General features: G+C 71.6%; 13 protein-coding genes. 9 read left to right on the top strand and 4 right to left on the bottom strand.

The genetic code is table 11. The features are described 5' to 3' along the window. Nucleotides 1-146: 146 nt before the first annotated feature. From LCN96_RS52330 to LCN96_RS52340, 3 genes are all read left to right on the top strand, one after another. Nucleotides 147-1,229, top strand: coding sequence for a L,D-transpeptidase (locus tag LCN96_RS52330; protein ID WP_225269847.1), 1,083 nt, complete (start codon nt 147-149; stop codon nt 1,227-1,229). Nucleotides 1,230-1,303: 74 nt separating this feature from the next. Further along, complete coding sequence (locus LCN96_RS52335; protein WP_225269848.1) at nt 1,304-1,735, top strand: NfeD family protein; 432 nt, start codon at nt 1,304-1,306, stop codon at nt 1,733-1,735. A 3-nt stretch (nt 1,736-1,738) separates the two neighbouring features. Then, nucleotides 1,739-2,815, top strand: a complete 1,077-nt coding sequence (locus LCN96_RS52340; RefSeq protein WP_225269849.1) for an SPFH domain-containing protein — start codon at nt 1,739-1,741, stop codon at nt 2,813-2,815. A 46-nt stretch (nt 2,816-2,861) separates the two neighbouring features. On the opposite strand, the gene LCN96_RS52345 is transcribed toward LCN96_RS52340, so the two are convergent. The 4 genes from LCN96_RS52345 to LCN96_RS52360 form a co-directional block, all read right to left on the bottom strand. Next, a complete protein-coding gene (locus LCN96_RS52345; protein ID WP_225269850.1) occupies nt 2,862-3,443 on the bottom strand; it encodes a hypothetical protein in 582 nt (193 codons plus the stop codon). Next, on the bottom strand, nt 3,440-4,027 hold the full coding sequence (locus LCN96_RS52350; protein ID WP_225269851.1) for an RNA polymerase sigma factor: 588 nt from the start codon (nt 4,025-4,027) through the stop codon (nt 3,440-3,442). The genes LCN96_RS52345 and LCN96_RS52350 overlap by 4 nt, the downstream gene beginning before the upstream one ends. A 12-nt stretch (nt 4,028-4,039) precedes the next feature. Next, nucleotides 4,040-5,233 (bottom strand): Gfo/Idh/MocA family protein, encoded by a 1,194-nt coding sequence (locus tag LCN96_RS52355; RefSeq protein ID WP_225269852.1) that lies wholly within the window; start codon nt 5,231-5,233, stop codon nt 4,040-4,042. A 101-nt stretch (nt 5,234-5,334) separates the two neighbouring features. Beyond that, entirely contained in the window at nt 5,335-6,477 is a 1,143-nt protein-coding gene (locus LCN96_RS52360) for an ROK family protein (protein WP_225269853.1), read from the bottom strand. A 158-nt stretch (nt 6,478-6,635) separates the two neighbouring features. Between LCN96_RS52360 and tdh the strand changes: the two genes are divergently transcribed. The 6 genes from tdh to LCN96_RS52390 all read left to right on the top strand — a co-directional run bounded on the left by tdh (nt 6,636) and on the right by LCN96_RS52390 (nt 12,395). Continuing rightward, entirely contained in the window at nt 6,636-7,664 is a 1,029-nt protein-coding gene (tdh, locus tag LCN96_RS52365; protein ID WP_225269854.1) for an L-threonine 3-dehydrogenase, read from the top strand. Then, on the top strand, nt 7,664-8,833 hold the full coding sequence (locus LCN96_RS52370) for a glycine C-acetyltransferase (protein WP_225269855.1): 1,170 nt from the start codon (nt 7,664-7,666) through the stop codon (nt 8,831-8,833). The genes tdh and LCN96_RS52370 overlap by 1 nt, the downstream gene beginning before the upstream one ends. Nucleotides 8,834-8,859: 26 nt before the next feature. Then, nucleotides 8,860-9,762: a LysR family transcriptional regulator gene (locus LCN96_RS52375; protein ID WP_225269856.1), complete on the top strand. Its 903-nt coding sequence runs from the start codon at nt 8,860-8,862 to the stop codon at nt 9,760-9,762. Between the two features lie 61 nt (nt 9,763-9,823). Next, nucleotides 9,824-10,372, top strand: coding sequence for an RNA polymerase sigma factor (locus LCN96_RS52380; RefSeq protein ID WP_225269857.1), 549 nt, complete (start codon nt 9,824-9,826; stop codon nt 10,370-10,372). Further along, nucleotides 10,369-11,217 (top strand): hypothetical protein, encoded by an 849-nt coding sequence (locus tag LCN96_RS52385; protein ID WP_225269858.1) that lies wholly within the window; start codon nt 10,369-10,371, stop codon nt 11,215-11,217. Before LCN96_RS52380 ends, LCN96_RS52385 begins: the two co-directional genes overlap by 4 nt. A gap of 23 nt (nt 11,218-11,240) precedes the next feature. Continuing rightward, nucleotides 11,241-12,395 carry an MFS transporter gene (locus tag LCN96_RS52390; RefSeq protein WP_225269859.1) on the top strand — a complete coding sequence of 385 codons (1,155 nt, stop codon included), beginning with the start codon at nt 11,241-11,243 and terminating at the stop codon, nt 12,393-12,395. The last annotated feature ends 2 nt before the right edge of the window (nt 12,396-12,397 follow it).

A 12,397-nucleotide genomic window follows, 5' to 3' on the forward strand; every position in this document is an offset into this window, starting at 1 on the left:
ACCCTGGGATCTCCCTTCCCTCGGAAAGCAGGAGTTCCATGCGGCGTGCCGCGACCTTTTGTGTCGCCTTTCTCCTGGTCTGCGGGTGTCTGCTCCTGGTGGGCGGCTGCGGCTCAGAGGCGACCGGGCCTCCGGCGGCGCCGCCCGTGGTGCAGGTGTGGCCACCGTTCGACTCCAAGCGGGCCCGCACCGATCGTGGCCTGGTGGTCAAGGTGCAGGGCGGCACGCTCACCCAGGTGCTGGTCTACGAGGGCGGCGAGCCGGTGCTCGGCCGGCTCGACGACGCGCGGACGACCTGGCGCACCGACTGGACGCTCCGGCCGGGCAGCGAGTACACGGTGACCGCCACGGCCACCCGCGAGGGCGCGCCCGCCACGGTCGCGATGGGCCGCATCCGCACCCGCGCCGCCGCCAGGACGTTCCAGGTGGCCGGCACCGCGCCGCTGCCCGGCGAGACGGTCGGCGTCGGCATGCCGATCGTCATCGACTTCGACACGCCCATCGAGGACAGGGCCGCCGTCGAGCGCGCGCTGGAGGTGCGGGCCGAGGTGCCGGTCGAGGGCGCCTGGCGGTGGACCACCGACACGCAGGTGGTCTACCGCACGCGGCGGCCGTGGTCGGCCAGGCAGCGGGTCACGGTCACGGCGCACCTGGCGGGCGTGCGCGCGGGCGCCGGCCTGTACGGCGCCATCGACTCCACCTTCTCCTTCACCGTCGGCCGCAGGCAGACCAGCACGATCGACACCAGGACCCACCAGATGCTCGTGCTGCGCGACGGGAAGGTGGTGCAGCGCATGGCCATCAGCGCCGGCATGGCCACCACCCCCGAATACACCACGACCAGCGGCATTCACCTGACCATGGACAAAGGGAATCCGGTGCGGATGATCTCGCCCGGCAGGGAGAAGGGCGATCCCGGTTTCTACGACCTGATGATCGATCACGCCGTCCGCATCTCCAACAGCGGCGAATACGTGCACGCCAAGGACAACGTGTGGGCCCAGGGCCGGTCCAATGTCAGTCACGGCTGCGTCAACGCCCGGCCCGACCAGGCGGCCTGGTTCTACGCCACCTCGCTGCGCGGCGACCCGGTGACGATCACCGGCACCGACCGCCCGCTGGAATGGGACAACGGATGGGGTTTCTGGCAACTCCCGTGGGAGAAATGGCGGCAGGGCAGCGCGTTGCGGGAAACGGACGCCGCAGGTGGGAGGGTGCCACAGCGGTGACATCGGGATTACGGTAGAGGGGGAGGGAACCACTCGCGGACACAGGCCCGTTGTCCTACCAGGAGGGCCAGGACATGGATGAATGGATCATCTGGGTAATCCTCGCAGTCGTCCTCGGCGTGGCCGAACTGTTCACGCTCACGGCCTCACTGGGCCTGCTGGGCGCCGCGGCGCTGCTGACAGCGGCCACCGCCGCCCTCGGATTGCCGGTCCCCCTGCAGCTGATCTTCTTCGCGGTGTCCTCCGCGGCCGGTCTGCTCGTGATCAGGCCGATCGCGGTGCGTCATATCAACCAGCCGCCACTGCAGCGGTTCGGTGTGGAAGCGCTCGTCGGTAAACCCGCGTACGTCGTGGCCGAAGTGACGGGCCGCGACGGCCGCGTGCGCATCGGGGGCGAGGAATGGTCGGCGCGCGCCTACGACGAGACGCTGGTGATCCCGACAGGGGCGACCGTCGACATCATCGAGATCGAGGGGGCTACCGCCCTCGTATATCCCCGGGAGTGATCCATGGATCCGCTGTTGCTGGTCGGACTGTTCGTCATACTCTTCGCCGCGATGACCCTGCTCAAAGCGGTACGGATCGTCCCGCAGGCCCGGGCCCGCAACGTCGAGCGCCTCGGCCGCTACCACCGCACGCTCAAGCCGGGTCTCAACTTCGTCATCCCGTACATCGACCGCGTCTATCCCATGATCGATCTGCGCGAGCAGGTCGTCTCCTTCCGGCCCCAGCCCGTCATCACCGAGGACAACCTGGTCGTCGAGATCGACACCGTCCTGTACTTCCAGGTCACCGACCCGCGGGCGGCGGCGTACGAGATCGCCAACTACATCACCGGCGTCGAGCAGCTCACCGTCACCACCCTGCGCAACGTCGTCGGCTCCATGGACCTGGAGAAGACGCTCACCTCCCGCGACACCATCAACAGCCAGCTGCGCGGCGTCCTCGACGAGGCGACCGGCAAGTGGGGGCTGCGCGTCAACCGCGTCGAGATCAAGGCCATCGACCCGCCGAAGACCATCAAGGACGCGATGGAGAAGCAGATGCGGGCCGAGCGCGACAAGCGCGCCGCGATCCTGAACGCCGAGGGTCAGCGCCAGTCGCAGATCCTCACGGCGGAGGGTGACAAGCAGAGCCGCATCCTGCGCGCCGAGGGGCAGCGCACGGCCGCGATCCTGGAGGCCGAGGGCCAGTCGCGCGCCATCGACCAGGTCTTCCAGGCCGTCCACCGCAACGACCCCGACCCGAAGCTGCTGGCCTACCAGTACCTCCAGGTGCTGCCGCAGCTCGCGCAGGGCGACGGCAACACGTTCTGGGTGATCCCCAGCGAGGTCACCTCGGCCCTGCAGGGCGTCTCCAAGGCGTTCACCGAGGCCCTGCCGCGCTCGGCGGCCACGCGGGACGAGGTGCCCGACACCTCGGCCGCCGACGAGGAGGCGGCCAAGGCGTCGGAGGCCGCGGCCGAGGCGGTCGCCGACGCCCAGGACGCGGAGAGCCCGAACGGGCCCCGGCAGCTCACGCAGAAGGCCGAGGAGCCGTCCCCGTTCCCCGACCTCGACAGGAAGCCGTCTGAGGCCGAGCGCTGACCACGCGGTCAGTGCCGGTCGTACGATCGGCACCGGCCGAGCCGGGTCAGTGCGACAGCGGCGCCTCGGTGGTGTCCACCAGGGTGCACTCGGCGATCGGCCCCTCGCCCACCTTCGCCCAGATCCCCGCGACGATCCCGCCGTTGTTCTCCGACACACTGAACTCCAGGACCCCGGTCTGGCCCGGGCCGATCACCCGGGGGTCGATGACGATGCCCGGCAGGCTGTCCTCGGGCGTGGGGAACACGTGCAGCGGGGCCTCCTCGACGCTGAGGAAGTGGCTGCTGCGGGGCTGCGGGCTGCACTTCTTGCCCATGGGGATGTAGTCCACCACCACGTTCGCCCCCAGGGCCCGCAGGTCCGCCTCCAGCTTGTCCGGGTCCTTGGTCTCGTTGATGGTGATGCGGATGAGCCCGTCAGGCTGCTTGGACACCGCGTACGCCGGGGAACCGCCCAGCAGCAGCGGGACGGCCACGGCCGCGGCGGCGGCCAGTCCGAGCGCGGGGGCCAGGACGGCGGGGCGGGGCAGGCGGCGCCTGCGCGGGGTCCGGTCGATCTCGGTCATCACGAACTCCTTGAGCAGTCGGTGACGGCCCTCGGGAAGATCGCGTTCAGCCGGCCAGTTCATCGGATCTCCTCCTTGTCGGGGCCTCGGTCACCTACTACCTGTCGCCGCTCCGGCGGCGGTTCCCCGGCTGCGGCGAGCTTCTTGCGCGCGCGGGAGAGCCGCGAGCGCACCGTGCCCACCGGGATGCCGAGCGCCTCGGCCGCCTGGGCGTAGTCGAGGCCGGCCCAGACGCACAGCGCGAAGACGTCCTGCTCCTGACGGCGCAGCCGCCCGTACGCGGCGCGCACGGCGGCCAGGCGCCCGGCGTCGTCGATGCGGCCCACCACCTCGTCGGCGAAGTCCGGCACCGTCTCACCCCTGGGCATCCTGGCCAGCGCGTCGTCGTGCCTGCGGGCGGCCCGGCGCACGTTGCGATGCACGTTCGTGGCGATGCCCAGCAGCCAGGGCCGCAGCGAGCCGCCCTCCGGGTCGATCCTGGCCCGTAAGCGCCAGGCCTCCAGGAAGGTCAGCGCCGTCACGTCCTCGGCGGTGGACCAGTTGCCGGTCAGGCGGAAGGCATGGTTGTAGACGGCCTTCGCGCAGTCGTCGAAGAGCCGCCCGAACGCCTCTTGGTCGCCGGCACGGATGCGGGCGCGTGTCGACATATCCACATATGTCTACTGTCCTGGCGCGCTCCCCGGTTCCGTCTGGCCGCGGTCGAAGTAGGCCGCCAGGTCCGGGTCGAGGGCCGGCACGTCGTACGGCGTGCCGCCGTCGCGCAGCGACCTCGTCGCCATGTACCCGGCCGCCACGCTCATCCGCGCCGCCACCGGCGAGGTGTCCGTCACCCCGCCCTCCCTGACGAACCTGAGGAACTCGGTCACGATCTCCATGTCCGCGCCCCCGTGCGAGCCGGACGCCGCAGGCACCTGGTACGCGATGTCGCAGTCCTCCCGGTAGCCCGTGGGCCCGGTGTTCCACACCTTGACCGTGTCGCCAGGCCCGTCGCCGAAGTTCTCCAGGCGGCCCTCGGTGCCGATCACCGTGTAGTTGCGCACGTAGTCGGGCGAGAAGTGGCACTGCTGGTAGGCCGCGATGACCCCGTTGTCCAGTCGCATGTTCATCACCGACACGTCCTCGACGTCCACGACGTGGTGCAGGTCCCGGCGCGCGGTGGGCGGCCAGTCGTACTCCTGGAGCCAGCCGTCGGGGCGCGGGGTGCCGGGCGCGCGGCGCGGCAGGTCGCCGTAGAGCATGAGGTCGCCCAGGGCGTTCACCCTGGTCGTGTAGCCGCCGGCGAGCCAGTGGATCACGTCGAGGTCGTGCGCGGCCTTCTGCAGGAGCAGGCCGGTGGTGCGGGTGCGGTCGGCGTGCCAGTCCTTGAAGTAGTAGTCGCCGCCGTAGGAGACGAAGTGGCGCACCCAGACCGTCTTCGGCTCGCCGATGACGCCCTTGGCGATGATGTCGCGCATCAGCCGCACCACGCCCATGTGCCGCATGTTGTGCCCCACGTACAGCCTGGTGCCGCTCTCGCGGGCGGCGCGCAGGATGTTGTCGCAGCCCTCCACCGTGATGGCCATCGGCTTCTCCAGGTAGACCGCCTTGCCGGCGCGCAGGCAGTCGACGGCCAGCCGCTCGTGCGTGTCGTCGGGGGTGTTCACCACGAGGGCGTCGAGGTCGGGCCGGTCGAGCAGCTCGCGGTAGTCCTCGGTGAGCAGCTCGGCCTCGAACAGGCCCGACTGCTTCTTGAGCACCGCCGGGTCGGAGTCGCACAGCGCGGCCACCACCGCGCCCCTGCCGGGCCGGTGCGCGGCCAGGGCGAGGCTGGTCCGCAGGCCCAGGCCGATGACTCCGATGCGCAGGTCTTCCACAGGTGCCCCTTCCGGCAGCGCCGTTTTATCCAAGTTGTCAGCTTAAATCATGCGGATCTACGCGAACATGCCCATTTCTGCCACTTTTCCGACACATTTCTTCAGGACGGCTGCGTAAAGAGCCGCCGGTCGGCGTGGTCGAGCGCCAGCCTGACCGCGCCCAGCGCGACGCACTCGCCCCCGAGCCCCGAGGCCGCCACGTCGGGCGGGTAGAGGCATGCCTCGGAGAAGAGCTTTCTGATCGGCTCGACGAGCAGGTCACCGGCCTGTGACAGGCTGCCGCCGATGACCACCAGCTCCGGGTCCAGCGGGTTGACCACGGTGAGCAGGCCCTGGCCGAGCTGGCGGGCGAAGTCCCCGACCGCGCGGGCGGCCTGCTCGTCGCCCGCGCGGGCGCGCTCGATCGCGAACTGCGCCGCCTCGCGCTGCGAGCGCAGCTCGCCGGGCTCCACCGCGATCGCGTACTCCGTCATGTGCCGGTAGGCCCGCCAGTGGTCGCCGGCCTGCCGGCCGATCTCGCCGGAGGCCGCGTGGGCGCCGCGATGCGGCCTGCCGCCGATCAGCAGGCCCAGCCCCAGCCTGCTGCCGGTGAAGAGATAGACGACGTCCTGGCGGCCCCGCGCCTGGCCGCGCCAGTGCTCGGCCAGCACCGCCAGCCGCATGTCGTTGTCCACCAGCACCGGCGCCTGGATCCGGCGGGACAGCTCGCCCCGCAGGTCGAGCCCCGTCCACCCGGCCAGCGCCACGCTCTTGACGACCCGGCCGGAGCCGTCGACCGTGCCCGTGGTGCCGACGCCCACGGCGGTCACGTCCCGCACGGCCGGGCCGGCCTCGGCCAGCACCGCGCCGACCAGCTCCGCGATGGCGTCCAGCCGGTCGCCCGCGGGCATCGAGGGATGGTGCGACGCCCGGCGCGCGGCCACGACGGCGCCGTTGAGGTCGGTGACCATGGCCCGCAGCCTGGAGCCGCCCACGCCGACCCCCACCACGTGACCGGCCCCGGCGCGGAACCTGAAGCGCCTGGCCGGCCGCCCGCGCCGGCGGTCGTCCTGCCCCTCGGCGCACTCCTCCGCCCACCCCTCGGCGAGCAGGTCCTCGACGATGACCTCGGCGGTCGGCCTGGACACGCGGGCGGCCCGCGCCAGCTCCGACAGCGTGGCGACCTCGCTCTCGCGCAGGACGCGCAGGATCGCCGCCGAGTTGAGCCTGCGCAGGAGCGAGGCGTCACCGCTCTGCTGTCGCACCCGACCTCCAACCGGTTATTTCAAGAAGTTTGTCTAATCCTGCCAGGTGCGGCGGTCGCGTGAAGCTGAGCTGAGGGGGCACTTAAGAACTCCTCGATGGACACGTCCCGTGCTGGGCAGGCACAGTGCACTAGGTTCGTCAGGGGGGAAGTGGAGTCATGAAAGCGCTGGTCAAGCAGCGGCCCGAAGCCGGCCTGTGGCTGGTGGACGTGCCCGAGCCCGAGGTCGGCCCCGGCGAGGTGAAGATCCGGGTGCTGCGGACCGGCATCTGTGGCACGGACCTGCATATCCGGAAATATGACGACTGGGCGCGGCACACGCTGGAGCTCCCGCTCATCGTCGGACACGAGTTCTCCGGCCACGTGGTCGAGGTGGCCCCTGGCGTCGAGGACATCGCCGTCGGCGACCTCGTCAGCGGCGAGGGGCACATCGTCTGCGGCAAGTGCCGCAACTGCATGGCCGGCCGCAGGCACCTGTGCGCCAACACGATCGGGCTCGGCGTCAACAGGGACGGCGCCTTCGCCGAGTACGTCACGCTGCCCGCCTCGAACGTCTGGGTGCACCGCGTCCCCGTCCACCCCGACGTGGCGGCCATCTTCGACCCGTTCGGCAACGCCGTGCACACCGCGCTGTCCTTCCCCATGGTCGGCGAGGACGTGCTGATCACCGGTGCCGGCCCGATCGGCCTGATGGCGGCGGCCGTGGCCACGCACGTCGGCGCGCGCAACGTGATGATCACCGACGTCAGCGACGAGCGCCTCGAACTGGCCGGCAAGCTCGGCGTCTCCCTCGCCCTGAACGTCTCCCGCTCCTCCATCGCCGAGGGCATGCAGCGGCTCCACCTGCGCGAGGGCTTCGACGTCGGGCTGGAGATGTCCGGCAACCCGGTGGCCGTGCGCGACATGATCGCGAGCATGGCCCACGGCGGGCGGATCGCCATGCTGGGGCTGCCGGCCGAGGAGTTCGCCGTCGACTGGGCCACCATCGTCACCTCCATGATCACGATCAAGGGCGTGTACGGCCGGGAGATGTACGAGACCTGGTACAACATGTCCGTCCTGCTGGAGAAGGGGCTCGACCTCTCCCCCGTGATCACCGACCGGTTCTCGTACCGGGACTTCGACGCCGCCTTCGACACGGCGGCGAGCGGCCGTACCGGCAAGGTCATTCTGGATTGGAGCCTGTGATGTTCACGAACGTGCGCCAGCAACTGCGTACGACGCTCGACGAGATCACCGAGGCGGGCCTGCTCAAGCCCGAGCGCGTGATCTCCACCCCGCAGAGCTCCCAGGTGAGCGTGGCCGGCCGTGAGGTGCTCAACTTCTGCGCCAACAACTACCTCGGCCTGGCCGACGAGCCCACCGTGGTCGAGGCCGCCAAGCAGGCGCTGGACCGGTGGGGGTTCGGCATGGCCTCCGTGCGCTTCATCTGCGGCACCCAGGAGGTGCACAAGGAGCTGGAAGCGCGCCTGTCCGACTTCCTGGGCATGGAGGACACCGTCCTGTACAGCTCCTGCTTCGACGCGAACGGCGGCGTGTTCGAGACCCTGCTCGACGCCCAGGACGCCGTCATCTCCGACGCGCTCAACCACGCCAGCATCATCGACGGCATCCGCCTGTCCAAGGCCCAGCGCCTGCGTTACGCCAACCGGGACATGTCGGAGCTGGAGGCCAGGCTGAAGGAGGCGTCGCAGGCCAGGCGCCGGCTGATCGTCACCGACGGCGTCTTCTCCATGGACGGATACCTCGCCCCGCTGCGGGAGATCTGCGACCTGGCCGAGCAGTACGACGCCATGGTCATGGTCGACGACTCCCACGCCGTCGGCTTCGTCGGCCCGACCGGCCGGGGCACGCCCGAGCTGCACGGCGTCACCGACAGGATCGACATCATCACCGGCACCCTGGGCAAGGCGCTGGGCGGCGCCAGCGGCGGCTACGTCGCGGCCCGCAAGGAGATCTGCGAGCTGCTGCGGCAGCGCTCGCGCCCGTACCTGTTCTCCAACTCGCTCGCGCCCGTCATCGCCTCGGCGTCGCTGCGCATCCTCGACCTGCTGGAGACCTCGAACGAGGCCCGCGAGCGGCTGCGCACCAACACCGCGCACTTCCGCAGCGAGATGACCAGGAACGGCTTCGACATCCTGCCCGGCGACCACCCGATCGTGCCCGTCATGATCGGCGACGCCGCCGAGGCGGGCGCCATGGCCGAGCGCCTGCTCGACCTGGGCATCTACGTGATCGGCTTCTCCTACCCCGTCGTGCCGCACGGGCAGGCCAGGATCCGCGTGCAGCTCTCCGCGGCCCACTCGCGGGCGGACGTGGACCGCGCCGTCGAGGCGTTCGTCCAGGCCCGGGGCTGAGTATCCTCCCGTGCTATGGAGCACGGGTGATAGACACGCGGCGGTTGCGCACGCTGCGCGCGGTGGCCGACCACGGCACGGTCACCGCCGCGGCGGCCGCGCTGCACCTGACGCCCTCCGCCGTGTCCCAGCAGCTCGCCGCGCTGGAGCACGAGGTGGGGCACCGCCTGCTCACCCGTGACGGGCGCGGCGTGCACCTCACCGCCGTGGGCAAGATCATGCTGGGTCACGCCAACGAGGTCCTCGCCCAGCTCGAACGCGCCGAGGCCGAGGTGGCGGCGTACACGACGGGCGAGGCGGGCGAGGTCACCGTGGCCTGCTTCGCCACCGCGATCAGCGCCGTGCTCTCCCCCGCCATCGCCGCCCTGCGCGAGACGGCCCCCGGCGTGCGGGTCCGCGTGCAGGACGCCGAAGGCGACCACAGCCTCGCCCTGCTGCTCGACGGCCAGGCGGACCTGGCCATCACGGTGGAGTACCGCGGCGCGCCCGACGCCGCCGACCCGCGCCTCTCGCGCCGCCCCCTGTACGCCGAGCCGTTCGACCTGGTCCTGCCCCGCGATCACCCCCTGGCGGGCTGCGCCACGCTGGTGTCGCTGGCCACGGAGACCTGGATCGGCCCCTACCCCGGCAACCCGGTGCACGACGTCATCACGTTCGCCTGCCAGCAGGCGGGTTTCACGCCCGACCTCGTGCACTGCTCCGACGACTTCCGCGCCGTGGTCGCCCTGGTCGGGGCCGGGGCCGGGGTGGCGCTGGTGCCCCGGCTGGCGCTGCGCGACATGGCGCTGCCGGGGGTGGTGGTGCGGCAGACGCCGGGGCCAGAGCGGCGCGTGTTCGCCGCCGTACGGCGTGGCTCCGACGCCCACCCCCTCCTGCGCCCGCTCCTCACCGCCCTGCGCAAAGTGGCCGAATCCCTCGGAACGGGCTGAAACACCCCGCCCCTATCCGGACATCTCCTCGGGTGTGTTCGCCGATCGGAAGGACCACTCCATGGGGCCACCTGAGCCCGAGCAACGCTTCGAGGAGATCTACATGGCGCACTATCCAGCCATCGCCACCTATGTCAGGCGGCGCTCGACCTCACCCGACGACATCGCGGACGTGCTCGCCGAGACGTTCACCACGGCGTGGCGCCGCCTGAACGACGTCCCGCCGAAGCCGGAGCAGGCCAGGCTCTGGCTGTACGGCGTCGCCAGGCGGGTGCTCGCCAACCACTTCCGCGCCGAGGAACGCCGTACCGCCCTGGCCGTACGGCTGCGCGGGGAGGTCACCACGTGGGCCGCCGCTGTCGTCCGGGACGACTCCGCCCACCGGGCCTTCCAGCGGCTCTCCGACGACGACAGGGAGGTGCTCGCCCTGGTCGCCTGGGAAGGGCTCACGGGCCCGGAGATCGCCAAGGTGCTCGGCTGCTCGCGCGGCGCCGCCCGGCTCCGGCTGCACCGCGCCCGCAAGCGGCTGGCCAAGGAGCTGGCCGAGATCGACCCCGACCTGGCCGGCTACGGATCCAGGGCCGTCTCCCTGGCGGAGGGACGCTCATGAACCCCGAGCTCGACGTCGTCGCCCGCCTCGCGGCGCCCCCCGTCACCGACGTCAGCCCCGGCGCCCGGGAGCTGATGCACGAGATCACGGCGGCCGGGCCCGCCCCCGAGCCGGGCCGCCGGCGCAGGCGCCTCGGCCCGCGCGTGGCCGTCCCCGCCGGCGCCCTGCTGACGGCCGCCGTCATGGCGCTGACCTGGCTGCTCCCCACCACCTCCTACGCGGCCCTGGACATCAAGCAGGAGGACGGCTACTACGTCATCGCGATCAAGGACCTCGACGCCAACCCCGACATCTACGAGGACCAGCTCCGGTCCTACGGCCTGAACATCACCCTCCAGGTCAGGCCGGTCACCCCCGCGTTCGAGGGACAGGTCTTCCCCACCTCCCCCGACAACCGGTACCTGACCGAGATCAAGGGCATCTACCCGCCCGGCCCCTGCGACAAGCTGGACGGCTGCGCGATCGGCGTGAAGATCCCCACCGACTTCAAGGGCACCGCGAACGTCGACGTGGGCCGGGCCGCCAAGCCGGGCGAGACCTACTTCGCCACCACCCTGTTCGACACCAAGGGCGAGCCCATGCACTGCGTCCCGTACATCAACAAGACCGTCGCCGAGGTGCGCCCGATGCTGGCCGAGCGCGGGATCACCATCGACAAGTTCGTGGTCGCCGACCCTGATCGCACCGACAGCCTCGACTACGAGGAGAAGACCTCGGTGCCGGAGACGTGGCTGGTGCACAGCGGCTCGCTCAGCGCGCCCGGCGTGGCCACGGTCTTCGTGCACACCAAGCCCATGTCGAAGAAGTACGTCGAGGGCCGGGCCAAGGGTTGCCCGGCGTCGTGATCATGGCGTTCTAGCCTGGAGTGATGTCGTACCGCGAGATGCTCCGCCTGCCGGGGGTGCGGGCGCAGGCCGTGCTCGGGTTCCTGGCACAGCTCACGCAGCAGGTGGCACCTGTCGGGATCGTGCTCGTCGTGCAGGATGCGAGCGGGTCGCTGGCCCTGGCAGGGGTGACGGCGGCGGCGTTCTCCGTCGGGGCCGGCATGGGGCGGCCCGTGCAGGGCCGGCTCATGGACCGCCACGGAGCCAGGGCGGTGCTGACCGGCACCGCCCTCCTGCACGTGGCGGCACTCCTGGCACTGCTCGCCTGCGCACGGCCCGGCCTCCCGTGGTGGCCCATGGTGGCCCTGGCCTGGCTCGCGGGCCTCGGGCTGCCGCCGGTCTCCGTCAGCATGCGCATCGAGTGGGGCCGCGGAGCCGCCGGCCGCGACCGCACGGCCGCCTACAGCCTGGTCTACCTGGTGCAGGAGCTGGCCATGCTCACCGGGCCGCTGGTGTTCGGGCTGCTGATCGTGGTGGCCTCCGCGTCGCTCGCGCTGGGCGCGGTCGCGGCGGCGGCCGGCGCCGGGACCCTGGCCTTCGCGCGGGCGCTGCTGGCCGATGCCGACGGGCACACGCGCGAGCGGGGGCGAGCCTTCGCCGACCGCCGGATGCTGGTGCTGATGGGCGTCGTGCTGCTGCACGGCGGCACCTTCGGCGCCTTGCAGGTGGGCCTGCCCGCGCTGGCCACCGCCCGCGACGTCCCCGCCGCCACGGGGTTGCTCGTGGCGGCGCTGTCCGTGGGCGGCATCGCGGGGGCCGCCACCTACGGGGCCCGCTCGTGGCGCTCGCCGGCCCAGGTGCGGCTGGTGGGGCTGATGCTGCTGCTCGGGCTCGCGCTGGCGCCGCTCGCGCTGGTCGGGCCGCTGCCGGTGTTCTGCGTGGTGCTGTTCCTCGGCGGGCTGGTGCTCAACCCGGCGCTGACCACGTCGTCGCTGCTGGTGGACGAGTACGCGCCGACGGCGCAGGCGGAGGCGTTCGGGTGGGTCTCGACGGGGCTCGGGACGGGGGCCGCGGCGGGCTCGGCCGTGGCCGGTGTGGTCGGGGAGCGCTTCGGCCCCGGGGCTCCCTTTCTCGCGGGCGCCGCGTTCGCCCTGCTGGGTGCGTTATCGGCGGCCTCGCTGCTGCGCAGACGTGCCTGACG

Source organism: Nonomuraea gerenzanensis (genome assembly GCF_020215645.1).
Taxonomy (GTDB): domain Bacteria; phylum Actinomycetota; class Actinomycetes; order Streptosporangiales; family Streptosporangiaceae; genus Nonomuraea; species Nonomuraea gerenzanensis.